This is a genomic window from Pseudomonas sp. GL-B-19 (assembly GCF_019956415.1).
Classification (GTDB): Bacteria; Pseudomonadota; Gammaproteobacteria; order Pseudomonadales; family Pseudomonadaceae; genus Aquipseudomonas.
The window spans coordinates 17,663-40,437 of record NZ_JAHBDK010000051.1 but is presented as its reverse complement, the minus strand read 5'-3'; the positions used below and the strand labels follow the sequence as shown (position 1 = coordinate 40,437).

21 protein-coding genes and 1 pseudogene are annotated in these 22,775 nt (G+C 58.9%); 10 read left to right on the top strand and 12 right to left on the bottom strand.

The genetic code is table 11. The features are described from left to right. Positions 1-145: 145 nt before the first annotated feature. The 3 genes from KGB06_RS20240 to KGB06_RS20230 are packed head-to-tail and all read right to left on the bottom strand — an operon-like array spanning position 146 to position 2,658. Positions 146-916 (bottom strand): MetQ/NlpA family ABC transporter substrate-binding protein, encoded by a 771-nt coding sequence (locus KGB06_RS20240; RefSeq protein WP_223518919.1) that lies wholly within the window; start codon positions 914-916, stop codon positions 146-148. A 60-nt stretch (positions 917-976) separates the two neighbouring features. Beyond that, on the bottom strand, positions 977-1,651 hold the full coding sequence (locus KGB06_RS20235; RefSeq protein ID WP_027926140.1) for a methionine ABC transporter permease: 675 nt from the start codon (positions 1,649-1,651) through the stop codon (positions 977-979). Beyond that, the gene (locus tag KGB06_RS20230; protein WP_223518917.1) at positions 1,651-2,658 is read right to left on the bottom strand and encodes a methionine ABC transporter ATP-binding protein; all 1,008 of its coding nucleotides are present in this window, start codon (positions 2,656-2,658) and stop codon (positions 1,651-1,653) included. The genes KGB06_RS20235 and KGB06_RS20230 overlap by 1 nt, the downstream gene beginning before the upstream one ends. A 318-nt stretch (positions 2,659-2,976) precedes the next feature. Between KGB06_RS20230 and KGB06_RS20225 the strand changes: the two are divergent. After that, positions 2,977-3,171: pseudogene (locus tag KGB06_RS20225) on the top strand (hypothetical protein); the annotation flags it as partial. Positions 3,172-3,221: 50 nt separating this feature from the next. On the opposite strand, the gene KGB06_RS20220 reads toward KGB06_RS20225, so the two are convergent. From KGB06_RS20220 to zur, 4 genes are read right to left on the bottom strand one after another with little or no spacing between them, the layout of a single operon-like run. Continuing rightward, positions 3,222-3,938 carry a PA5502 family lipoprotein gene (locus KGB06_RS20220; RefSeq protein WP_223518916.1) on the bottom strand — a complete coding sequence of 239 codons (717 nt, stop codon included), beginning with the start codon at positions 3,936-3,938 and terminating at the stop codon, positions 3,222-3,224. A gap of 37 nt (positions 3,939-3,975) precedes the next feature. Then, positions 3,976-4,764, bottom strand: coding sequence for a zinc ABC transporter permease subunit ZnuB (znuB, locus tag KGB06_RS20215; RefSeq protein ID WP_223518914.1), 789 nt, complete (start codon positions 4,762-4,764; stop codon positions 3,976-3,978). Next, the gene (gene znuC / locus KGB06_RS20210; protein ID WP_223518912.1) at positions 4,757-5,533 is read right to left on the bottom strand and encodes a zinc ABC transporter ATP-binding protein ZnuC; all 777 of its coding nucleotides are present in this window, start codon (positions 5,531-5,533) and stop codon (positions 4,757-4,759) included. The genes znuB and znuC overlap by 8 nt, the downstream gene beginning before the upstream one ends. Further along, a complete protein-coding gene (zur, locus tag KGB06_RS20205; protein ID WP_223518910.1) occupies positions 5,533-6,015 on the bottom strand; it encodes a zinc uptake transcriptional repressor Zur in 483 nt (160 codons plus the stop codon). Before zur ends, znuC begins: the two co-directional genes overlap by 1 nt. Before the next feature lie 66 nt (positions 6,016-6,081). Between zur and KGB06_RS20200 the strand changes: the two genes are divergently transcribed. After that, positions 6,082-7,002 carry a zinc ABC transporter substrate-binding protein gene (locus KGB06_RS20200; RefSeq protein ID WP_223518908.1) on the top strand — a complete coding sequence of 307 codons (921 nt, stop codon included), beginning with the start codon at positions 6,082-6,084 and terminating at the stop codon, positions 7,000-7,002. Positions 7,003-7,092: 90 nt separating this feature from the next. On the opposite strand, the gene KGB06_RS20195 is transcribed toward KGB06_RS20200, so the two are convergent. Next, positions 7,093-8,043 carry a homoserine kinase gene (locus tag KGB06_RS20195; RefSeq protein WP_223518906.1) on the bottom strand — a complete coding sequence of 317 codons (951 nt, stop codon included), beginning with the start codon at positions 8,041-8,043 and terminating at the stop codon, positions 7,093-7,095. Positions 8,044-8,100: 57 nt separating this feature from the next. Next, positions 8,101-8,391, bottom strand: coding sequence for a DUF2782 domain-containing protein (locus tag KGB06_RS20190; protein WP_223518904.1), 291 nt, complete (start codon positions 8,389-8,391; stop codon positions 8,101-8,103). Positions 8,392-8,465: 74 nt separating this feature from the next. Here KGB06_RS20190 and polA point away from each other — a divergent pair, with 74 nt between their 5' ends. Continuing rightward, positions 8,466-11,237 carry a DNA polymerase I gene (gene polA, locus KGB06_RS20185; protein WP_223518902.1) on the top strand — a complete coding sequence of 924 codons (2,772 nt, stop codon included), beginning with the start codon at positions 8,466-8,468 and terminating at the stop codon, positions 11,235-11,237. A gap of 300 nt (positions 11,238-11,537) precedes the next feature. Here polA and yihA read toward each other — a convergent pair whose 3' ends face one another. Beyond that, positions 11,538-12,179, bottom strand: coding sequence for a ribosome biogenesis GTP-binding protein YihA/YsxC (gene yihA, locus KGB06_RS20180; protein ID WP_223518900.1), 642 nt, complete (start codon positions 12,177-12,179; stop codon positions 11,538-11,540). 191 nt (positions 12,180-12,370) lie between these two features. On the opposite strand from yihA, the gene KGB06_RS20175 reads away from it, so the two are divergent. The 7 genes from KGB06_RS20175 to KGB06_RS20145 all read left to right on the top strand — a co-directional run bounded on the left by KGB06_RS20175 (position 12,371) and on the right by KGB06_RS20145 (position 19,585). Then, a complete protein-coding gene (locus KGB06_RS20175) occupies positions 12,371-12,661 on the top strand; it encodes a c-type cytochrome (protein ID WP_046031055.1) in 291 nt (96 codons plus the stop codon). 46 nt (positions 12,662-12,707) lie between these two features. Then, the gene (locus KGB06_RS20170; RefSeq protein ID WP_223518897.1) at positions 12,708-13,319 is read left to right on the top strand and encodes a c-type cytochrome; all 612 of its coding nucleotides are present in this window, start codon (positions 12,708-12,710) and stop codon (positions 13,317-13,319) included. Positions 13,320-13,519: 200 nt separating this feature from the next. Further along, positions 13,520-14,161, top strand: a complete 642-nt coding sequence (locus KGB06_RS20165) for a thiol:disulfide interchange protein DsbA/DsbL (protein WP_223518896.1) — start codon at positions 13,520-13,522, stop codon at positions 14,159-14,161. Between the two features lie 14 nt (positions 14,162-14,175). After that, the gene (locus KGB06_RS20160; RefSeq protein WP_223518894.1) at positions 14,176-15,054 is read left to right on the top strand and encodes an endonuclease/exonuclease/phosphatase family protein; all 879 of its coding nucleotides are present in this window, start codon (positions 14,176-14,178) and stop codon (positions 15,052-15,054) included. Then, a complete protein-coding gene (locus KGB06_RS20155) occupies positions 15,051-17,012 on the top strand; it encodes a GGDEF domain-containing protein (protein WP_223518892.1) in 1,962 nt (653 codons plus the stop codon). Before KGB06_RS20160 ends, KGB06_RS20155 begins: the two co-directional genes overlap by 4 nt. 104 nt (positions 17,013-17,116) lie before the next feature. Beyond that, the gene (locus tag KGB06_RS20150; protein ID WP_223518890.1) at positions 17,117-17,896 is read left to right on the top strand and encodes an N-acetylmuramoyl-L-alanine amidase; all 780 of its coding nucleotides are present in this window, start codon (positions 17,117-17,119) and stop codon (positions 17,894-17,896) included. Between the two features lie 75 nt (positions 17,897-17,971). Next, a complete protein-coding gene (locus tag KGB06_RS20145; RefSeq protein ID WP_223518888.1) occupies positions 17,972-19,585 on the top strand; it encodes an EAL domain-containing protein in 1,614 nt (537 codons plus the stop codon). Between the two features lie 7 nt (positions 19,586-19,592). Here the strand turns inward: KGB06_RS20145 and KGB06_RS20140 are convergent, their stop codons facing one another. Continuing rightward, a complete protein-coding gene (locus tag KGB06_RS20140) occupies positions 19,593-21,383 on the bottom strand; it encodes a KinB sensor domain-containing domain (RefSeq protein WP_223518886.1) in 1,791 nt (596 codons plus the stop codon). A gap of 10 nt (positions 21,384-21,393) precedes the next feature. Next, positions 21,394-22,740 carry a sigma-54-dependent response regulator transcription factor AlgB gene (gene algB / locus KGB06_RS20135; protein WP_223518884.1) on the bottom strand — a complete coding sequence of 449 codons (1,347 nt, stop codon included), beginning with the start codon at positions 22,738-22,740 and terminating at the stop codon, positions 21,394-21,396. Positions 22,741-22,775 lie beyond the last annotated feature (35 nt).

Genomic DNA, 22,775 nt, shown 5'->3' with positions numbered 1-22,775 from the left:
CTCACGGACGCCATCGCCGGCAAGCCGGGCTCCTACAGGGGTCGGTGTTTCAGGCATAAAAAAATGGGGCGCATTGAATGCGCCCCAATCGTTCCCACGCTCTGCGTGGTAATGCAGCCAGGGACGCTCTGCGTCCCCTTCAATTTCAGAACGCCGGCAATACCGCGCCTTTGTACTTCTCGAGGATGAAGGCTTTGACTTCCGGGCTGTGCAGCGCGGCAACCAGTTTCTTCATCGCTTCGCTGTCCTTGTCGTCAGGGCGGGCCACGAGGATGTTCACGTAAGGCGAGTCGTTGCCTTCGATGACCAGCGCATCCTTGGCCGGATCAAGCTTGGCTTCCAGCGCGTAGTTGGTGTTGATCAGCGCCAGGTCGACCTGGGTCAGCACGCGCGGGATGGTCGCGGCTTCCAGTTCACGGAATTTCAGATCCTTGGGGTTCTCGGTGATGTCCTTCACGGTCGACAGGATGTTGTTCGAATCCTTCAACTTGATCAGGCCTGCCTTCGCCAGCAGCAACAGCGCACGGCCGCCGTTGGTGGCGTCGTTCGGGATCACCACATTGGCGCCGCCCGGCAACTCGGTCAGCGCTTTGTACTTGCTGGAGTAAGCGCCCAGCGGTTCCAGGTGAACACCGGCAACAGCGACCAGATTGGTGCCCTTGGCCTTGTTGAACTCATCGAGGTATGGCTGGTGCTGGAAGAAGTTGGCGTCCAGACGTTTTTCCGCCACCTGCACGTTCGGCTGAATGTAGTCGGTGAAGACTTTGACCTTCAGGTCCACGCCTTCTTTGGCCAGGGCCGGTTTCACGAATTCGAGGATTTCTGCGTGCGGGACCGGGGTGGCCGCGACCGTCAGGGTGTCGGCATGGGCGGAAAAAGCCGCAACAGCAGCAAACGCGACGAGTAGTTTTTTCATTCAGCTAACTCCATATGAGGCGCCCGTTTGGCGCCTGCCAGCGAATGGCCGGCTCATGTCTTACTTACGAGAAAAATGGACAACCAATTTGTCGCCAACGGTTTGCAGCACTTGAACCAGCACCAGCAGCAACACCACCGTCACGACCATCACATCCGTCTGGAAACGCTGGTATCCGAACCGGATCGCCAGGTCGCCCAGACCGCCAGCGCCGACCACACCGGCCATTGCCGTGTAGGACACCAATGTAATTGCCGTCACCGTAATCGCTGCAAAAATGCCCGGACGCGCTTCTGGCAACAAGGCATTGGTGATGATCTGACGCGTCGTCGCGCCCATGGCCTGGGTCGCTTCAATGATGCCGCGATCCACTTCACGTAGCGCGGTTTCCACCAGTCGGGCGAAGAACGGCGTAGCACCCACCACCAACGGCGGGATCGCACCGGCGACACCCAGCGACGTACCGGTGATCAGCACGGTGAACGGAATCATCACGATCAACAGGATGATGAAGGGCAGCGAACGCAGGATGTTCACCACCAGCGACAGCATCGCGTAGACGCCTTTGGCTTCCAGCAACTGGCGAGGGCTGCACAGGAACAGCAGCACACCCAGCGGCAAGCCGAGCAACACGGTGAACAACAACGAACCGCCGAGCATCAGCAGCGTGTCGCCGGTGGCCAGCCAGATTTCGAACCAGTCGATATTGGCAAAGAAAGCAGTCAGGGCTTCCATTAGCGCAGCACCTCCATGTGGACGTCAGCCGCGGTGAAACGGGCAAACGCCGCGTCCATGTCGCCACCGGTGACGGCCAGAGTGAGTTGCCCGTAAGGGACGTCTTTGATGCGGTCGATACGGCCGGCCAGGATGCTGTAGTCCACACCGGTTTCCCGGGCGACGGTGCCCAGCAACGGCGCATAGGTCGCGTCGCCCTGGAAGGTCAGACGCACGATGCGGCCCGGCACGTGAGCGAAGTCATCGCGTTGTTCGCTTTCGTCGATCTGCTCGTCTTCTTGCACAAAACGCTTGGTAGTCGGGTGTTTCGGATGCAGGAACACCTGGGCCACCGAGCCTTGCTCGACGATCACACCGGCGTCCATTACCGCCACCTGGTCGCAAACGCGGCGGATCACGTCCATCTCGTGGGTGATCAGGACGATGGTCAGCTTCAGCTCGCGGTTAATCTCGGCCAGCAATTGCAGAACCGACGCAGTGGTCTGCGGGTCCAGGGCGCTGGTGGCTTCGTCACACAGCAGGATTTTCGGCTTGGTCGCCAAGGCGCGGGCAATGCCGACACGCTGCTTCTGGCCACCGGACAACTGCGCCGGGTACTTCTTGGCGTGATCGGACAAACCCACCCGCGCCAGCAATTCGGCCACGCGCAGGTCGATCTCGCTGCGCGACAATTCGCCGGCGAGGGTCAGCGGCAACGCGACGTTGTCCGCAACCGTCTTCGACGCCAGCAAGTTGAAGTGCTGAAAAATCATCCCGACTTGCTGACGGAAGCGTCGCAGGCTGTTGGCATCCAGCGCAGTGACTTCTTCGCCGTCGACGATGATCTTGCCGCCACTGGAGTTCTCCAGGCGATTGATCAGACGCAGCAGGGTACTTTTTCCCGCACCGGAATGACCTATCAGGCCGAAAACCTGACCGTTCTCAATCGTCAGACTGGTCGGATGCAGGGCGGGAATATCCTTACCGGCGACGCGGTAGGTTTTGTGGACGTTTTGAAACTCGATCACGTAGCGAACCTTGTGGGGCGCGTTAGAAAAGGATCAGCGGTTAGCCGGGCGCGCATTTTAGCCTGTCCGTATAGAGGTTATTAGCATTTATTCCGCATTCATCCTTCGATTTGGCAATAACGCGATCAAAGGTCATAAAAAAGGAACGGCTAAAAACCCCATCAGTCACTAATAAGGCAACTCGACTACGCCCCGGTGCCGTACCTGGGGAATGCACAAGAATCCTGGCTACGGCGGGAATCGCAACGAGGAGTTTGGACGGATGAGTATCAAGAAGCCTGCCCCCACCAAAAGCGAATTGGCCGGTACCGACACCCGCTGGAGGCCTATAAGCACTTGAAGGCGATTGCGCTGCATGACGAGGTGAAGCAGTTGCTGGATGTGTTGAAGCTGGAGGCTGATGCGGGGTTGATCATGGGGACGGATGCGAAGCTGATCAAGCCGTTTTTTGCGGCGATCGGGCAGCATCGGGTTTGGGATCGGGAGCCTAAGGCCAAGGCGATTCCGGCCTGAAGGGATGTGGTGCCAGGAAAGACGCCATCGCGGGCAAGCCCGCGATGCTTTCAGGATTTACGAGGACTCAGAACCATCTGCGCCGGAATGTTGCGTAGAATCTGTCTCTCCAGCTTCAGATCAAAATCCGCATCCAGCTTCGTCACCCGCTTGGTCAGCAACGTCGCCAGCCAGGGATAATCATCGGTGCGCGGGACCTGAATGCTCACGTCGCAGTTAAAATTCACCACATCGGCGGCGATGGCATCGAGTTGGCGACGAAGTTTCGCCATATCGGTGAGATTCAACGCAACGGTGGTGCTTTCGGCCGTTGGATCAATCACCTTCGCGTGGGGTTGGGCTTCAGCGGCTTGAAGATCGGCTTCCGCTTTATCCAGTTCGGCTTTGCGGGCAGTAACAATGGCGTTGTTCACCCCGCCAGTCAGCGCCGGGGCTTTCGGCATCAGGGCCCGGGCACGACTCAACGCGGTGGCGGCGGCATTCACATCGCCTTTTTGCAGCACGATTTGGCTACGGCGCAGATACGCCTCGGCCAGTTGCCGTTGGTATTGCTCAAGGGTTGGGTCGTTGGGTGACTGGGCCTGCAAGGTGGCCAGTTGATCTTCGGCGGTGGCCAACTCGCTGCTGGCGAGGCTTTGTTCCAGCTGCGCGATGGCCGTAGCCCGAGACTCAGAGGCCTCTGGGGCCGCCGGTGGCGTGCTTTGGCAGGCGCCCAGCAGCAAAGAAAATGCGACAAGGAGCAGATAACGGGAGGCGAACAACTTCATTCCTGCGACTCTCTATTTGCGCAAAAAACGAGCAAGTCTACACCCCTCGACGGGGCAGGACAAAACTCAGCAGAAACAGTGCGGCAGCCGTCACAACAATAGAGGGGCCCGCCGGTGTGTCCTTGAACCACGACAATGCCAAACCGCCACAGACCGCGAGCATGCCAAGCAGGCTCGCGCCCAGTGCCATCTGCTCCGGTGACCGGGCGTGACGTTGTGCGGCAGCCGCCGGGATGATCAACAGCGACGTAATCAGCAATACGCCGACGATTTTCATCGCGACAGCAATCACCACGGCGATCAAGAGCATCAGGGTCAGACGCAACGACGCCACCGGCAATCCTTCGACCCTGGCCAACTCTTCATGCACAGTGATGGCCAGCATTGGCCGCCACAACGTCACCAGCAACGCCAATACGGCAGCGCTGCCACCCAGGATCCAGGCCAGATCGGTCGGGCTGATCGCCAGCAAGTCGCCGAACAGATACGCCATCAGGTCGATCCGCACTTCGTGCATGAAGCTTAGTACCACCAGGCCCAGGGAGAGCGTGCTCGGTGCGAGAATTCCCAAAAGCGTGTCAGACGCCAGCGGTTGGCGTTGTTGCAACGTCACTAGCAACACCGCCAACAGCAAGCAGCCAACGGTCACCGCAACGGTCGGGCTGACATCCAGCAAGAATCCCAGCGCTACGCCGAGCAAGGCCGCGTGGGACAAAGTGTCGCCGAAATAGGCCATGCGCCGCCAGACCACGAACGAGCCCAACGGGCCCGCCACCAGCGCCAAAGCCAAACCTGCAAGCAGGGCGTAGAGCAGAAAATCAGCCATGCTTGCAACTATCTCCGTGAACGTGGGGTTGAGCCGCCGTGACGACCGAGCCATGCAGGTCATGGGCGTGGTCGTGGTGGTGGTGATAAATCGCCAGGCTTTGGGCGTTCTTGCCGAACAGCTCGACAAACGCAGGATCGCCGCTGACTTGCTCAGGATGCCCGGAGCAGCAGACGTGGCGGTTGAGGCAAACCACTTGGTCGGTGGTGCTCATGACCAAGTGCAAATCGTGGGAAACCATCAGCACGCCGCAACCGTGACGGTCACGCAGGCGCGTAATCAGGTTGTAAAGTTCAGCCTGACCCGCCACGTCGACGCCTTGCACCGGCTCGTCGAGCACCAGCAGTTCCGGCTCGCGCAGCAGCGCCCGGGCCAGCAGCACGCGCTGCATTTCACCGCCGGAAACACTTTGTACCGGGCTGTCGATCACCTGTTCGGCACCGACCTCCTTGAGTGCCGCCAACGCCATCGCGCGGTCCACACCCGGCACCAGCCGCAAAAAGCGCAGCACCGACAGCGGCAGCGTCGGATCGACGTGAAGTTTTTGCGGCATGTAACCCACGCGCAGTTTCGGCTTGCGCCAGACGCTGCCGCTGGTTGGCTTCAACAGACCGAGCACCGCGCGCACCAGCGTGGTCTTGCCGGCACCGTTAGGGCCGATCAGGGTGACGATCTGCCCCGGCTCGACGCTCAGCTCGATGTTATCCAGCACGCTTTGCCCGGCAAACGTGACAGCAACCTGCTCGAGACGGATCAGCGCGTTGCTCATCAAGCCCCCTGGCAGCCCGAACAGAGACCGACCACTTCAACGGTCTGGCCTTCGACTACAAAACCGACATCCTTGGCACTCATCACAATCGCGTCACTGATGGACTTCTGTTCGAGCTCAATGGCGGCGTGGCATTCGCGGCAAATCAGGAACTGCCCCTGGTGGGCGTGCCCCGGATGATTGCAGCCGACGAAGGCGTTGAGCGAGGAGATGCGGTGCACGAGGATGTTTTCCAAGAGGAAATCCAGTGCGCGGTACACCGTCGGCGGCGCGGCGCGACGGCCATCCTGCTCACTGAGCACCGCGAGAATGTCGTAGGCACCCAACGGTTTGTGGCTTTGCCACACCAACTCCAGCACTCGCCGGCGCAACGCGGTCAGACGCAGTCCCTGATGTGCGCACAAGGCATCCGCCTCAGACAATGCGCTATGCACGCAATGAGAGTGGTCGTGGGGACGGCTGGCAATCGGTGTTTTAGGCATGAGCGGCGACGAGTTTTGTGAGAGACGTTATTATGTTACTCGTTCTCGCCTCTTCGAGTGGTCATCGTGTCCCGACTTTTTTCTTTTTTTGTCGCATTTATCGCAAGTTTTTTGCTGATCGGTTCGGCGCATGCCGAAGTCAAAGTCCTCACCAGCATCAAACCCCTGCAGTTGATTGCCGCTGCGGTGCAGGATGGCGTAGCGGTTCCGGAAGTGTTGCTGCCACCTGGCACTTCGCCGCATAGCTATGCCTTGCGCCCTTCCGACGTACGAAAGGTGCAATCGGTCGATCTGGTGTACTGGATCGGGCCGGACATGGAGGGCTTCCTGCCGCGCGTGCTGAATGGTCGTACGCTGCCGAGCGTCGCCGTGCAGGATTTGCCGGGGCTGAAATTGCGTCGCTTCGCCGAAGACAGTCACTCCCACACCGAAGATGCTGATGAGCATGACCACGATCATCGCCCAGGCAGTCTGGACGCGCATTTGTGGTTGTCACCGGCTAATGCCCGAGTGATCGCTGCAAAAATGGCCGCCGACCTGAGCGCTGCCGACCCGGACAATGCGCCGCGCTATCAGAGCAACCTCAAGGCGTTCAATGAGCGACTGGACGCGCTGGACCAGCGCTTGAAGGCGCGGCTGGCGGGGATCGCAGATAAGCCGTACTTCGTGTTCCACGAAGCCTTCGACTACTTCGAAGACGCCTATGGCCTTAAGCATACTGGCGTATTCAGCGTCGCCGCCGAAGTACAGCCCGGTGCCCAGCACGTCGCGGCGATGCGCGCGCGGTTGCAGGAAGTCGGCAAGACGTGCGTGTTCAGTGAGCCGCCATTACGTCCGCGCCTGGCGGAAACGTTAGTAACGGGTCTGCCGGTGAAACTGGCGGAACTGGATGCGCTGGGCGGATATACACCGGCGACCGCTCAGGGGTATGAGCAGGTGCTGGAGAAGTTGGGGAATGATTTGGCGGGGTGTCTGGAGTCGCTGTAAAACCTTGTTCGGCTTCGCCTCAATCGCGAGCAGGCTCGCTCCCACATGGATCACCGTAAACCTGTGGGAGCGAGCCTGCTCGCGAAGCTTTTAAAGGGCGAAAGGCAGCGGTGTGCTGACCTTCTGCCGCTGTGCCAACCGCAACTGAAACTCCATCGGATCGTGAATCAACACGTCCTGCCCGGCAAAAGACTCTGCCGCGATCAACCGTGACAACCAAAACCGCACGCACGCCACGCGCAGCATCGTCGGCCACAGTTCGGCTTCAACCGCTGTGAACGGACGCAACGCCGCATAAGCCCCCAGCAATGCTCGCGCTCGCGGTCCATCGATCAACCCGTCTTCGTCCGAACACCAGTCGTTCAAGGCAATCGCCACGTCGTAGAGCATCGGCCCCGAACAGGCGTTGTAGAAGTCGATCAACCCGGTCAGGTGCGTGCCTTCGAACATCGCGTTATCGCGGAACAGGTCGGCGTGGATGTTGGCGCGCGGCAACGCCAGAATTTTTACCTTCTGCTCGGCGATTTCATCCAGCGCCCGATTCAGCAAATCGCTTTGCTCGGCATTCAGATGAGAAAGAAACTGCGTGCCTTCCTCCAGCATCCAGTCCAGACCACGATCGGTTTTACGCTTGATCATGTTGGCCTGGGTCGCCAGATGCAGGTGTGCAAGCAACTCGCCGACCTGCGCGCAGTGCTGCGCGTTGGCCTGCTTGATGTGCTTGCCGGCCAGTCGCGGTTGCAGCAGTGCAGGCTTGCCGGCCAGTTCGCGCAGGGCAACGCCGTCGATGGTGCGCAGGGCGTAAGGCACTGGCAAATCGGCCTCATGCAGGACGTCGAGCAGTTCAATGAAGAACGGCATTTCATCGACCGGACCGCGCTCAACCAGGGTCAGGACGAACTCGCCCTGCTCCAGACTGATAAAGAAATTGGTGTTTTCGCTACCGGCAGCAATCCCCTGGAAATCAAGCAGGCGGCCGAGGCCATAAGGGGCGAGAAAAGTTTCCAGCTCGGGCCGAGCCAGGGGGGTGAACACAGACATGTTTAAACTGCCAGTACGGGCGCCGCTCGTGAGCCAGCGCCGATTGAAATTAAGAAACTACTTCCAGGTGAAAATTTCCCACGCCGGAATCAGCATATCCGGCTGATCCGAGCGGATGTAGTTTGCCTCTGTACCATCTGCGCGTACCAGGAAATACGGCTTGCCGCCTTTGGGCGTGACTTTGATGGCATACAGGAAACCGTTTTGACGATACTCCTGAATGACCTTGTCCCCTTCCGTGCGGATCGTCACTTCCGGTTCCGGTGTCGGCGCATCGTCCGCCGCCATGACGGCCAATGGAACAGTTGCAAACAAGCCAGCCAGCAACAGGCGATTTAGTGTGCGCATGATAACCTTGTCCCTTTGTCGTCAACGGTCCCGCTATTCTAGCGCCGGACCCGCCGAAAAGGTTGATCCTGCTCATGAGCCAAGCCCCCCTCGTCCTGGTGGACGGTTCTTCTTACCTGTACCGCGCCTTTCACGCGCTGCCACCGCTGACCACGTCCAAAGGCCTGCCGACCGGTGCGGTCAAGGGCGTGTTGAACATGCTCAAGAGTCTGCGCAAGCAGTACCCGGACAGTCCGTTCGCCGTGGTGTTCGACGCCAAGGGTGGGACATTTCGCGATGACATGTACGCCGAATACAAGGCCAACCGTCCGAGCATGCCCGATGACATGCGCGTGCAAATCGAACCACTGCACCAGAGCGTGATCGCCCTGGGCTTCCCGCTGCTGTGCGTCGAAGGCGTCGAGGCCGATGACGTGATCGGCACCCTGGCCCGCAGCAGTGCGGCGGCGGATCGCCCGGTGATCATCTCCACCGGCGACAAAGACATGGCACAACTGGTCGACGGCCACATTACCTTGGTCAACACCATGACCGGTAGCAGCATGGACGTGGAGGGCGTGAAGGAGAAATTCGGCGTCGCTCCCGAGCAGATCATCGATTATCTGGCACTCATGGGCGACTCTTCCGACAACATCCCGGGCGTTCCGGGTATTGGCCCGAAGACCGCTTCCGGCCTGTTGGTGGGTGTGAACGGCGGCCTGACCGAGCTGTATGCACAGCTCGACATCGTCCCGACCCTGCCGATTCGCGGCGCGAAAACCCTGCCGGCCAAGCTCGAAGAGCACAAGGAGATGGCGTTCCTCTCCTACCAACTGGCAACCATCAAGATCGACGTGCCGCTGGACATCGGCCTCGATGACTTGCAAATGGGCAAACCGGATCACGACAAGCTCGCCGAGCTGTACACCTTGCTGGAGTTCAAGAGCTGGTTCGAAGAGAACCAGCGCGACGCCAAACGCTCCGGCCAGGAAGTGACCGCGCCAGTGGTTGAAGAAGCCGCCGTCGAGGCCGAGCTCAAATACACAACAATCCTCACCCAGGCTGATTTCGACCTGTGGCTGAAGAAGCTCAACGACGCCAAGCTGATCGCCTTCGATACCGAAACCACCGGCATTGATGCGCAGCAGGCGCAACTGGTCGGCCTGTCGTTCGCGGTACAAGCCAACGAAGCTGCCTACATCCCGCTGACCCATTCCTACATGGGCGTGCCGGATCAGCTGGACCGCGACACCGTGCTTCGCGCACTGAAACCGATTCTGGAAGACCCGAACAAGCTCAAGGTTGGCCAGCACGCCAAGTTCGACATGAATATCCTGGCCAACTGCGCCATCGGCGGTGATCAGAGTTGCGGCATCACCGTGCGGGGCATCGCTTTCGACACCATGCTCGAATCCTACGTGCTGGACTCAACCGCGACCCGCCACGACATGGACAGCCTGGCGCTCAAGTACCTGAATCACACCACTACCAGCTTCCAGGACATCGCCGGCAAAGGCGCCAAACAGTTGACGTTCGACCAGATTTCGCTGGAACTGGCCGGGCCTTACGCCGCCGAAGACGCCGACGTGACCCTGCGCCTGCACCAGACGTTGCAGGAAAAGCTCAATGCCATCCCGAGCCTCAGCAAAGTCCTCAGTGAAATCGAAATGCCGCTGGTGCCGGTGCTGGCGCGGATTGAACGCCAGGGTGCGCTAGTCGATGCCAACCTACTGGGCATTCAGAGCGTGGAACTGGGCGAGAAGATGATCGCTCTGGAGCGTGAGGCGTTCGCCATCGCCGGCGAAGAATTCAACCTCGGCTCGCCCAAGCAACTGGGCGTTATCCTGTACGAAAAACTCGGCCTGCCGGTGCTCAGCAAAACGGCCAAGGGCCAGGCCTCCACCGCCGAAGCCGTACTGGCGGAACTGGCCGAGCAGGATTTCCCGCTGCCCAAAGTGCTGATGCAGTACCGCTCGATGAGCAAGCTGAAAAGCACCTACACCGATCGCCTGCCGGAACAGATCAACCCGCGCACCGGACGGATTCACACTTCCTATCATCAAGCCGTCGCAGCAACAGGGCGTTTGTCGTCCAGCGATCCGAACCTGCAGAACATTCCGATCCGCACCGCAGAAGGCCGTCGCATTCGTCAGGCGTTTGTTGCACCCACAGGTTACAAATTGCTGGCGGCGGACTACTCGCAGATTGAACTGCGGATCATGGCCCATCTGGCCAAGGACGAAGGGTTGCTGCACGCCTTCCGCAATGATCTGGACGTGCATAAAGCCACCGCGGCCGAAGTCTTCGGCGTTGAACTGGCGGATGTGACCACTGATCAGCGTCGTAGCGCCAAAGCGATCAACTTCGGCTTGATCTACGGCATGAGCGCGTTCGGCCTGGCCAAGCAGATCGGTGTGGATCGCAAGCAGTCTCAAGCGTACATCGACCGTTATTTCGCCCGATACCCAGGCGTGCTGCAATACATGGAGCGCACTCGCGCCCAAGCTGCCGAGCAAGGTTTTGTTGAGACGATTTTCGGTCGCCGACTGTACCTGCCGGAAATCAACGCGAAAAACCCGGCCCTGCGCAAAGGTGCCGAACGCACAGCGATCAACGCCCCGATGCAAGGCACCGCGGCGGACATCATCAAGAAAGCCATGGTGGCTGTGGATAACTGGCTGACTTCGTCAGGCCTCGACGCCAAAGTCATCCTGCAGGTGCACGATGAATTGGTTCTCGAAGTGCGTGAAGATTTGGTCGATCAGGTTCGTGAAGAAATTCGCATCCACATGAGCGACGCCGCGAAGCTGGATGTGCCGCTTCTGGTAGAGGTTGGGGTGGGAAATAACTGGGATGAGGCGCACTGAGCCGTCTGAACAGGCGTTTTCTGCTGTGGCATAGCGCCGCAGCAGAAAACGCGGAGCGCTTTATATCGAAAAATATTTGGACTTATTTCCAATGGATTTGGAACTTCTTCGGAACTAAACCCGTCAACCGCCACTCAGAGTTACTGAATGGCTGGTGAAGCCCTTCGATGCTCCTATGTTGTGTTAAGTGTTGGCAGATAATCTGGACCCCGCCCTAGCGGTCCGGAACTTGAGCCCCGGAACTTCCCCCTCCCCATAGAAGTCCGGGGTTTTTTTTGCCTGCCATTTGCCTCAATGGCCTTACTCAGCAGCTTCGCAACCCTTGTCCGCCAGCTCCATCCAGCCCGCCAGCACAGTGTAGGCGTCTTCCAGACCGAGGCGTTTTGGCGCCGAAAACAGCTGAATACTGACGGCATCCCCCCAACCCTTACGGATATCTGCCTGAACTTTGAGCAGGACGTTTTTCGCCGCGCCGTACGTCAACTTGTCGGCTTTGGTCAGCAAAATATGCATCGGCATGCCGCTGGCGACAGCCCAATCGAGCATCAACAAGTCGAAGTCGGTCATTGGATGACGGATGTCCATCATCAAAATCAGACCTTTCAAACTCTCGCGACCACCCAGATACGCTTCCAGGTGACGCTGCCAGTGCAGCTTCAACGGGATAGGAACTTTTGCATAACCGTAACCCGGAAGGTCGACCAGACGACGATCATCGTCTAGCTTGAAGAAGTTCAAGAGCTGCGTACGCCCCGGGGTTTTCGAGGTTCGCGCAAGACTGGCGTGCGTCAGGGTGTTCAGCGCACTGGACTTGCCGGCGTTGGAACGGCCGGCGAAGGCCACTTCAAAGCCTTCATCGTCCGGGCATTGGTCGACTTTGGCAGCGCTGAGCATGAAGGTGGACTGTTGGCACAGGCCGAGGATGGGATTCTTGAGTTGCATGGGATTTCCGATGTGGGCGGCGCCGGGAATGGACGCGGCAAGCGGTGTCGTTTCCGTTTCAGTGACGCCAGTATATAATGCCGCAGATTTTGTGTGCGCTTTGTCCCAGCGAAGGATGAAGTTCACGAGAGCGATTGACCATGATTGCGCATTAGAACGCAGAACGCTCTCAACCCTGAAAAGGTCGTTTTATGACGAAATGGCTGCTAGCTGCCGGTGTCTTGATACCGCTTTACAGCGCTCAGGCTACACAGGATCCGGAAGCTGTGTACAACCGTGTTTGTGGTGCCTGTCATTCCGGCCAACTACCCATGGCCCCTCAAAAGGGCGATCAGGAAGCTTGGACGCCGAGGTTGGCGAAAGGTATGGAGACGCTGGTGCAACACGTGACCCAGGGTTTCAAGGCGATGCCGCCGCGTGGTTTGTGCATGGACTGCAGTGCCGAGGATTACCAGGCAATCATCCAGTGGATGAGCGAGTGATCCCGGTCCATAACTCTTTAACCCTTAGCCGTAGTTGGATTAGCTGATGAACAAATTGATCGTGAGTCTGCTGTTGACCGTGGGGATCTCCGGCATTGCCCATGCTGCAGGTGATGCGACTGCTGGTCAGGCGAAAGCCGCAGTATGTGGCGCCTGTCATGGCCCGGATGGCAACAGCATGGCGCCTAACTTTCCAAAACTGGCAGGTCAGGGTGAACGCTACCTGACCAAACAGCTGCACGACATCAAGTCGGGTAAGCGCACTGTTCTGGAAATGACCGGCCTGCTGACCAACCTGAGCGATCAGGATCTGGCTGATATCGCTGCCTACTTCGCCAAACAAAACGGCAGTGTTGGCGCAGCCGACCCTAAAATCGTGGCTCGCGGTGAAGCCTTGTTCCGTGGCGGCGACCTGGCCAAGGGCCTGCCAGCCTGCACTGGTTGCCACTCGCCCAATGGCGTGGGTAACCCAGCTGCCGGCTTCCCGCACCTGGGCGGCCAGCACGCTCAATACGTCGCCAAGCAACTGACCGATTTCCGTAAGGAAGAAGGTGGACGTACCAACGATGGCGATGCAAAAACCATGCAGACCATCGCTAAAAAGCTGAGCGACGAAGATATCGCCGCCGTGTCCAGTTACATTCAAGGCCTGCACTAAGGCCGGTTGATCGAGCGTAGCGAGCGATGAACATCTCTTGCAATGTTAACGCTCGATTAATCCGTCGCAGCAAGTATAAAAAGGGTGGCTTAGGCCGCCCTTTTTTGTGGCCGCTGCCGTTACACTACAGAACTCAAGCCCGCCAAGACCTGTCTGAAAACAGGTCGCGCGAGGCGACCAAAATTGTCCAGGAGTAAAGCATGCGTAATCTGATCATCAGCGCCGCACTCGTCGCTGCCAGCCTGTTCGGCATGACTGCCCAAGCCGCCGAAGCCCCCGCCGCCCCTTATGTCGAACTGACCAATCCGGTTCCGGTCGCCGTGCCTGGCAAGATCGAAGTCGTGGAACTGTTCTGGTATGGCTGCCCGCACTGCTACGCGTTCGAACCGGTGATCAATCCTTGGGTCGAGAAGCTGCCGTCCGACGTGAACTTCGTGCGTATTCCAGCCATGTTCGGCGGCCCATGGGACGCACACGGCCAAATGTTCCTGACCCTTGAAGCCATGGGCGTCGAGCACAAGGTCCACGCAGCGGTGTTCGAAGCAATCCAGAAAGAACACAAGAAACTGACTGATCCAGAAGATATGGCAGAGTTCCTGGCCACTCAGGGCGTCGACAAGGACAAGTTCCTGGCCACCTTCAACTCCTTCGCCATCAAGGGCCAGATCAACAAAGCCAAAGAACTTGCGAAGAAGTACGAAATCTCTGGCGTACCGACCATGATCGTCAACGGCAAATATCGCTTTGACGTGGGTTCTGCCGGCGGTGCCGAGCAAGCCCTGAAACTGGCCGATACACTGGTCGACAAAGAGCGAGCGGCTAACAAGGCTGCCGCCAACTAAGCGAAGCGACTGCCATGCGCCGCTGGGGAACTGAACGCGTTGTTGGCCTGCATGATCCACGGGTCAACGAACATCACCTGGAGTCGACGGGCTTGCCCGCAGACAGTCGTCTGCGCTTGCTCAGTTTTAATATCCAGGTCGGCATCAGTACCGAGCGGTATCGGCATTATCTGACCCGAGGCTGGCAACATGTGTTGCCGCACACCGGGCGTGCCGACAACCTGCAAAAGATCGGCAACCTGCTGGGCGACTTCGATCTGGTCGCCTTGCAGGAAGCCGATGGCGGCAGCCTGCGATCAGGCTACGTCAATCAAGTCGAACACCTGGCGCAACTCGGCGCCTTCCCCTACTGGTATCAACAACTCAATCGCAACCTCGGTCGCCTCGGCCAACACAGCAATGGCGTGCTCAGCCGATTGCGCCCGTGGGTCATTGAAGATCACCCGCTTCCGGGCCCCAAGGGTCGCGGAGCGATTCTGGTGCGCTTCGGCGAAGGTCCGGAGGCGTTGGTGGTGGTCATGATGCATCTGGCGCTGGGCGCTCGCGTGCGCAGCCTGCAACTTGCCTACATCCGCGAGTTGATCGGCGGTTATAAACACCAGGTACTGATGGGCGACATGAATACCCATGCCAGTGACTTGCTGCAAAACTCCCCGTTGCGTGACCTCGGCTTGCTCGCGCCTCAATTGGAAGCGACTTTCCCCAGTTGGCGCCCACAGCGCTGCCTGGACCATATTCTACTGAGCCCGACGCTGACCCTTGAAAAGGTCGAGGTCTTGGCACAGCCCATTTCCGATCACCTGCCGGTCGCGGTAGAGATTCGTCTGCCGGGTTCGCTCACGGCAGATGCATTACCCGCGTTGAGCCCTGCCCCTCGCGGACCCCATGAATGAGCGACGAAACACAGCGCTGGAAAGAGAAATACCTCCAAAGCATCGAACAACAGGAAAAGCTTGAACGTCGCTGGGACGCCCGGCTCGACCTGCTGCGCCGTGGGTTGGTGCGCAGCACGCTGGCTGCGGAGGGAACTGACCTCGCCGTCGACCAATGCATGAAAGAAATGCGCGACGTCGTGCGCACCGATGACATGGACGCCGGCTTGGCCGCCCTGCTGCCGCGACTCGAAAAAGCCGTGCTCGATTCCGAGAAGCGCCGGGAAACCCGAATCAATCAGACCAGCGCCGCACTGACTGCGCTGGTCGCGCAACTGCAATCATTGCCGCTGCCCCGGGAAGTGAGCCGGCCGCTCAAGAGCTTTGCCAAAAAGCTCGAGGGAAGAGTCAGTCAGGCTCGCGAAATTCCGTTGCTGCTCAGCGAACTGAGCGGCCTGCAAGGCGATGCCTTGAGTCAGTTGGAGAACCCCGCGGAGCCCGAGCGGCCCGGTTTTCTACAGAGACTGTTCGGCAGCCGCGAAGCTGACGAGGAAGTGCTACAGGTCGCCGCTCCTGCCGTTCACACAACGGCTGCGCAGCCTGTGGAACCGGCTGCCGAGATTGCGCATGTCGATCACGCACCGAATGAGGACCGGCCGTCAGTCACACTGCCAGCGGCCACCGCCTGTGAAGTGGCGGCGCTCGTCACGACCGCCCTTGAGGCAATCGCTGTCTGTGCGCCAATTCCGGAACCACAAACAGCGTCGGACAATGAACACCCGGAAGAGCCCACCCCTCCCTTCCTCGCACCCGCCACGCTGATTCAACCGGCAATCAATCCTGATGAGCTGACCCCGGCATTCACGACTATTGATCCTGAGCACCGCGAACCAGAGCCCCTTCTCTACGCCTTGCCCGACTCGCCGGAGCCGTCATACAGCTCGGTTGCCAAACACATCGAAGACACACTGCTGGGCCTGCTCGACGATCTGACGTTACCGGAACGCCACCGACCACAAGCCGAAGCGATGCGTGATCGCCTGCAAAATGGTTTGAACTGGTATGAATTGATTCCGATCCTCGACGATCTAGCGACCTTGATGCTGGCGATAAACGACAGCGGCCAGCATGAATTCGAAGCCTATTTACAGCAACTCAATGAACGCCTGGAGTCCTTCCAGAGTAACTTGCAGGCTGCCAGCGAAGGCCACGCCGACAGCCGCTCTGCGGCGCGCCAGATGGATACGCAGATCCGCGAACAGGTCGACGGCTTGCACAGCAGCATGCAGGAAGCGGCGGACCTGGACGACCTCAAGCTCGTCCTGGAGAACCATCTTGAAGGCCTGCTGGGCACCATGGATCACCACAAGAAGCAGCGTGACGAGCGTGAACAAGCGGTAGCCGCACGGTTACACAGTCTGGCTGAACGGGTGGCGCACATGGAGCAGGAAGCGCTGGGTTATCGTGAACACCTTGAAGAGCAGCGGCAGAAAGCGCTGATTGATCCGCTCACCGGCCTGCCCAATCGAGCCGCCTGGAGCGAACGCCTGGATCACGAAGTCAGTCAATGGCAGCGGCACGGCAATACCCTGTTGCTGGCCATGCTCGATCTCGATCACTTCAAAAGTATCAATGACAACTATGGCCACCTGGCAGGCGACAAGGTGCTGAAAATCATCGCCAACGTACTGCGCAAGCGCCTGCGCGACACCGATTTCATCGCGCGATTTGGTGGTGAGGAGTTTGTGCTCCTGATGCCCTGCACGGTGCCGGCAGTCGGCGCAAAACTGCTGGAAACCTTGCGCGCCTCGATCGAGGCCTGCCCTTTCCACTTTAAAGGTGAGCGCGTAACCATCACTATTTCCATGGGTCTTACGGCGCTAAAACCCGGCGAACATACCGATATGGCACTCAAAAGAGCCGATCAGGCACTGTATCGCGCTAAAAACGCCGGGCGCAATCGGGTGGAGGCCGGTTAACGGCCATTTTGTTCCATTTTGTTTAAAACAGAGCATTTGCCGTCGACACTCAAAGCAGTACGTTACACTGTTGCATTACAGTCTCGCGTGCACTGCCTCCTGCCATGAAATATTTTGCTCTCATTGCGTCTCTGCTGCTGTTGGCCGGTTGTGCCAGCGGCCCCCGTATCGACACCAGCCACCCTTCGACCAATTACGACAGTCGCATCCAGTTCGTGGTGTTGCATTACACCAACGCCTCGCTGGAGCGCTCACTGCAGTTGTTGACCCATGGCGAAGTCAGCAGTCATTACCTGATTGGTGACGACAAGGGCGCCACCATCTATAAGCTGATGGACGAGAATTTTCGCTCCTGGCACGCGGGCGAAAGCGAATGGCAAGGCAGGACTTGGCTGAACTCCAGCTCCATCGGTATCGAAATCGTCAACCCGGGCTTCAAAGACACTCCCACAGGACGCGTCTGGTACCCCTACAGTGAAGATCAGGTGCAATCGTTGATCGTCCTGCTCAAAGACATCAGCAAGCGTTACAACATCCATCCACGCGCCATCATCGGCCATAGTGACATCGCGCCAACGCGCAAGCTCGACCCCGGTCCGCTGTTCCCCTGGAAACGCCTGGCCGCCGAAGGCATAGGGGTTTGGCCGAACGAGCAAGCCGTGGCGCGTCAGCAAGCCCAATTCGCAGCGCAATTGCCGAGCATCAGCTGGTTTCAGGGACAACTGGCCAAACTGGGTTATGACACGCCACAAACCGGTGAACTGGACGTAGCGACGCGCCATGTTTTGGCGGCTTTTCAGATGCACTTCCGCCCTTCCCGCTTCGACGGCACGCCAGACGCTGAAACGGCTGCGCTCCTGCAGGTCCTGAATCAGACAAAATAATGGCGCCCGTCCGACGGTAAGAGCTTTTTCCCAATCAGCAGCTATAACTCATTGGTAATCCTTCGGATATTAATAATGACTGTAGCTCGCGAGACACTCCGTAGCTGGTTCTATCGCCCCTGGTTTTTGGCGATGTTGGCGGCTGCCCTGAGCGCGACGTTATTGATCGTCGGCAGTCTGTTCGTGGCGATGCATCAGGTTGAACAGAACGAAAGCCAAGAAATGAACGCTCAGGGCGAGCGTTTCCTCGCCCGCCTGGAACAGCTGTTCGGGCAGCTGCGCGAAAGTCTCGACGACCTCGAAGCCCAGCCGCTCCGAGGCTGCGATACCGAATTGATCGCAACCTTGCAACAGGTCAGCTTCAATTACCGCTTCGTTTACGAAGCGGCTTACGTCGATGATTCACGCTTGTGCACCAACCGACCTCGCCAGGAAGGGCTTTCGCTGCTGCGACCTCCCGACATCAAAGGCCCCACCTACAGCTATTGGCTGAACACCACCACCGAACCCGATGAAAACCGCGCTGCGCTGATGCTTGGAAGGGGAAATTTCCGGGTGGCGACGTCTCGCGGACATTTGACCGACATGGTCGACTTGACGCCCGGAAGCAGCCTGCTGGTGGTGCTGGACCACGGCACTCGCGCCATTCCAGTCCTGGGTGCAGCCCAATCCTGGCCACCGGCGGAATCTTGGGCCCCCAAAAGCCGCGAAGCACTGCAAGTCACGCAAAACCGTTTGATTTACCACATGCCGACCAACAATCCGGAATACCAATTGGTATTGATCACACCGCGCACAGTCATGCACGTGCCGGCGGTGTGGTGGTGGCTGCTTCCTGCCAGTCTGGTGCTGGGCGTTATTGTTGGTTTTCTGGTGTTTCTGCTGGTGCGTCAGCGCCAGTCGCTGGACGCCGAACTGCACGGCGCCATACGGCGAGGCGAGCTTCAAGTGTTGTATCAACCGATCTTCGATCTCGACAGCCGCAACTGTGTCGGTGCCGAAGCGTTGCTGCGCTGGCGAAGGCCAGACGGCACATTGACCAGCCCCGACCTGTTTATCCCCATGGCGGAAAACACCGGCCAGATCCGGCAGATGACCGATTTCGTACTGCAACGGCTGCTCGAACAACTGGGGCAACTGCTACGCGCCAACCCGCAGCTGTATATCTCGGTAAACCTTGCTGCGTGCGATGTGATGGTGCCGCGTATCGGTCAGGTGATGGCCCGCCTGCTGACGCTGCACCGGGTCGCCGCACAGCAGATTGCCTTCGAGGTAACGGAGCGGGGATTGATTGATGTCGTGGTGGCCAGGGAAAACCTGCAAGCGTTGCGCGATGTCGGGCACCAAGTGCTGATCGATGACTTTGGCACCGGCTATTGCAGCCTCGCCTACCTGCAAACCCTGCCGGTGGATTGCCTGAAGATCGACAAGGCATTTATCGACGCACTGGGCCATGACGCCGCCAGTAGCGGCGTAGCACCGCACATCATTCACATGGCACAAGCGCTACAACTCAAAGTGATCGCCGAAGGCATCGAACATGAAGCGCAGGCAGCGTTTCTATGCAGCGAAGGGGTGAAGTTCGGTCAGGGCTGGCTATTCGCCCATGCCTTGAGCTCCGTACAGTTCATCGAACTGATTACCCGCGGCCGTCGAAAGACGAGTCGGCGCATGAGTGACGAGGCGTGAAAGCGGCTTACACCGCCAGCGCCATGTAGAACTGCGTACCCTCCCCCGGCCGTGAATAAACGCCCATCCGCCCACCGTGCAGCTGCACGATTTCCTTGCACAGTGCCAAACCCAGCCCGGCACCGCCTTTCTTGCGGCCGACCTGGACAAAGGGCTCGAAGATTCGCCCTTGCTGACCATAGGCAATCCCTTCGCCGTTGTCCTCGACACTGATAATCACCCGCTCGCCATGGCGACGGGCCTGCAACCGAATCAGCCCTTCCCGCGAGGTATGGCGCAAAGCGTTGTCGATCAGGTTATCGAGCACTCGGTCCAGTTGCGGTTGATCGGCCTGCAACCGGGGCAGCGGCCCTTGCACTTCTACCCGCAATTCGATGCCCTGCTCCGTCGCAGCCTCGGCAAAGCGGGCATGGGCCTGCGCCAGCAGATCCTCGATGGAACATGGGGCCAGGGACAGTTTCTGCAATCCGTTCTGGTAGCGAGAGAAATTCAGCAAGTCGTTGATCAACTGCATCAAGCGCTGCATTTCTTCATTGACGGTATCCAGCAGGTCGGCTTCGCGGGAATCCTGTGGGAATTGCGCCCGCTCGCGGAACAGGCCGAAAGCCATGTGCATGCCGGTGACTGGCGTTCGCAATTCATGGGACGCCCGCAAGACAAACTCGCTGCGCACCCGTTCGAACGCGCGCTGTTCGGTCACGTCATGTAACACCATCACCGCGCCAAGAATTTGACCTTGGGTATGGATGACCGGCGTCAGGCTGTAGGTCAGCAACCTCGACTCACCATCAACCTCGATACTCAAGTCTTCCGGCGCACGCTCCAGCGTGCCGCCGCGCAACACCAGTTGCAGCTGTTCATCCAGTTCTGGACGTTCAAGGGCTGCGCCCAAGCCTTGGCCCAGGCGATCAATGTCCCAACCCAATTGGCGCTGAGCCACAGGATTGAGGTGTTCAAGATGGCCTTCACGATCGATCATCAACAAACCGTCGTCGATGCTGTCGAGCACGGCTTGCAGGCGTTGTTGACCGGCGAGCAGTTCGTCGATGTTGGTGGCCTGGTGCTCGCGTAGTGCCTCGGCCATGATCCCGAAGCGCTTGGTCAGCAGGTTCAGTTCCATGGCGGACGAAATCGGCAGGGTCACCTCGAAATTGCCTTGGCCAATATTATCGGCAGCCTGGGCCAAGGCTTCGATCGGCTCACCAAAACGTCGGGCAATCGCGTGGGCAGTCACAAATCCAATGATCAGCACCGCCAACCCCACCAACCCCAGCAGGCCAGCCACCAGCAACGCGCGCTCCCGCGACTGGCGCTCGGTGCTATTGATGTCATCCAGCGCACGCTTGTGTTCCGCGAGCAGACCGTTGCGCAACGTGTTGAATTTTTCCGTGAGTGTTTCGTTGCCACTCAATACCTTGGCCGGATCAGAGGCCTGGCCGTAGGCTTGAAGAAAATCCAGATAGTCATCCTTGGCTTGTTTGAACCCGTGCGGGTCGCCATTGCCGGATTGTTCGAGGGCGATGCCTTCATCGAGCAACTGGATGTAGTGTTGCCTGGCCGATTCGAACTTGGCGGGATCCGGCTTCTCGCTGACCATGACCATCAATTGGTCGCCCAGGGTCTGACGCAGTTTCAGCCCCAGGTCGAGGGTGGCGAAGTTGTTGCGAACGAGCGCTTCCTGGGAGCCGGCCATCTGCATCACGCTGACCAGCCCGAGCAAGAGCCCGAGCAGTGCCACGGTGATCAGCGCGGAAATACTCAGGAACAGCCGAGTACGCAGCTTCATCGCCAGTTTCATCGATTACAGCTCACAAGTTGTATTGCTTGCGTTTGCGGTACAGGGTCGAGGCATCAATGCCCAAGGTCTTTGCCGCCTGATCCAGTGTATCCGCCGTGGCGAGTACTGCACCGATGTGGGCTTTTTCCAATTCATCCAGGCTCAACGCCGCCCCAATGCGCGGCGCGTTGTTAACCGGGGTTTCGGCCATGCCCAAGTGGCTGATTTCGACCCGTTCCTGCGGACAAATAATGCTCGCCCGCTCCACCACGTTACGCAGCTCGCGAATGTTGCCGGGCCAGCGATAACCCAGTAGCGCCTCACGGGCTTCATCGCTGAAGGCCCGGGCCGGGCGCGCGTACTCCTTGACGAACCGGGCCAGGAAACGGTCAGCCAGGTTGAGGATATCTTCACGGCGTTCGCGCAGCGGTGGCAGGTGCAAGGTGATGACGTTCAGGCGATAGAGCAAATCTTCGCGGAATCGGCCGTCCCGCACCATGTCTTCAAGGTTCAGGTTCGTCGCCGCGAGAATGCGCACATCGGCGCGGCGGGTCACTGGATCACCGACCCGCTCGTATTCCTTGTCCTGAATGAACCGCAGCAATTTTGGCTGTAATGTCAGTGGAAAATCGCCGATCTCGTCGAGAAACAACGTTCCTCCGTCAGCCTGATTGACCCGCCCGAGTGTGCTTTCGCTGGCACCGGTGAAGGCGCCACGACTGTGACCGAAGAGTTCGCTTTCCATGAGTTCGGCAGTCAGGGACGGACAATTGATCGTGACGCAGGACTTCTTCTGACGCTTGCTCCAGCCGTGAATGGCCTGGGACAGTTCACCTTTACCGGTGCCAGACTCGCCCAGAATCAGAATGTTGGCATCGGTACTGGCGACTTGGCGGGCGGTTTCGAGTACCACTTTCATGGCCGGGCTGTGGGAGTCCAGACCATCCTTGGGTTTACGCACTTCACCTTCAAGGGCTTCCAGGCGAGCGGACAGTTGCCGCAGTTCCAACTGCTTGGCGGTGGCCAGACGCAATTGATCGGGGCTGCACGGCTTGACGAGGTAGTCGGCGGCCCCTGCCTGAATTGCATCGACAGCAGTGTCCACGGCCGAGTGCGCGGTGACGATCACCACACGCATCCAAGGTGCCTGGATGCGCATTTGCGCCAGCACATCCAGACCATTGTCCTCACCCAGACGCAAATCAAGGAAGCACAGATCGAACACCTGACGCTGCAACAAGGCGTCGGCCTGGGCCGCGCTGTTCGCGGTGGAGACGCTATAGCCTTCGTCTTCGAGGCAATAGCGGAAGGTTCGCAGGATAGCGGACTCATCGTCCACCAACAGAATGCGGCCTTGATGCACCGTGTCTGATTCCATGTTCCTGCGCTCCTTTTAAGGTTGATCTTGGTTAG

Excerpts from the sequence above, each read along its gene's own strand:
- KGB06_RS20240 (WP_223518919.1), bottom strand. The coding sequence starts at position 916 with ATGAAAAAACTACTCGTCGCGTTTGCTGCTGTTGCGGCTTTTTCCGCC.
- KGB06_RS20235 (WP_027926140.1), bottom strand. The coding sequence starts at position 1,651 with ATGGAAGCCCTGACTGCTTTCTTTGCCAATATCGACTGGTTCGAAATC.
- KGB06_RS20220 (WP_223518916.1), bottom strand. The coding sequence starts at position 3,938 with ATGAAGTTGTTCGCCTCCCGTTATCTGCTCCTTGTCGCATTTTCTTTG.
- znuB (WP_223518914.1), bottom strand. The coding sequence starts at position 4,764 with ATGGCTGATTTTCTGCTCTACGCCCTGCTTGCAGGTTTGGCTTTGGCG.
- znuC (WP_223518912.1), bottom strand. The coding sequence starts at position 5,533 with ATGAGCAACGCGCTGATCCGTCTCGAGCAGGTTGCTGTCACGTTTGCC.
- zur (WP_223518910.1), bottom strand. The coding sequence starts at position 6,015 with ATGCCTAAAACACCGATTGCCAGCCGTCCCCACGACCACTCTCATTGC.
- KGB06_RS20195 (WP_223518906.1), bottom strand. The coding sequence starts at position 8,043 with ATGTCTGTGTTCACCCCCCTGGCTCGGCCCGAGCTGGAAACTTTTCTC.
- KGB06_RS20190 (WP_223518904.1), bottom strand. The coding sequence starts at position 8,391 with ATGCGCACACTAAATCGCCTGTTGCTGGCTGGCTTGTTTGCAACTGTT.
- polA (WP_223518902.1), top strand. The coding sequence starts at position 8,466 with ATGAGCCAAGCCCCCCTCGTCCTGGTGGACGGTTCTTCTTACCTGTAC.
- yihA (WP_223518900.1), bottom strand. The coding sequence starts at position 12,179 with ATGCAACTCAAGAATCCCATCCTCGGCCTGTGCCAACAGTCCACCTTC.
- KGB06_RS20175 (WP_046031055.1), top strand. The coding sequence starts at position 12,371 with ATGACGAAATGGCTGCTAGCTGCCGGTGTCTTGATACCGCTTTACAGC.
- KGB06_RS20170 (WP_223518897.1), top strand. The coding sequence starts at position 12,708 with ATGAACAAATTGATCGTGAGTCTGCTGTTGACCGTGGGGATCTCCGGC.
- KGB06_RS20165 (WP_223518896.1), top strand. The coding sequence starts at position 13,520 with ATGCGTAATCTGATCATCAGCGCCGCACTCGTCGCTGCCAGCCTGTTC.
- KGB06_RS20160 (WP_223518894.1), top strand. The coding sequence starts at position 14,176 with ATGCGCCGCTGGGGAACTGAACGCGTTGTTGGCCTGCATGATCCACGG.
- KGB06_RS20155 (WP_223518892.1), top strand. The coding sequence starts at position 15,051 with ATGAGCGACGAAACACAGCGCTGGAAAGAGAAATACCTCCAAAGCATC.
- KGB06_RS20150 (WP_223518890.1), top strand. The coding sequence starts at position 17,117 with ATGAAATATTTTGCTCTCATTGCGTCTCTGCTGCTGTTGGCCGGTTGT.
- KGB06_RS20145 (WP_223518888.1), top strand. The coding sequence starts at position 17,972 with ATGACTGTAGCTCGCGAGACACTCCGTAGCTGGTTCTATCGCCCCTGG.
- KGB06_RS20140 (WP_223518886.1), bottom strand. The coding sequence starts at position 21,383 with ATGAAACTGGCGATGAAGCTGCGTACTCGGCTGTTCCTGAGTATTTCC.
- algB (WP_223518884.1), bottom strand. The coding sequence starts at position 22,740 with ATGGAATCAGACACGGTGCATCAAGGCCGCATTCTGTTGGTGGACGAT.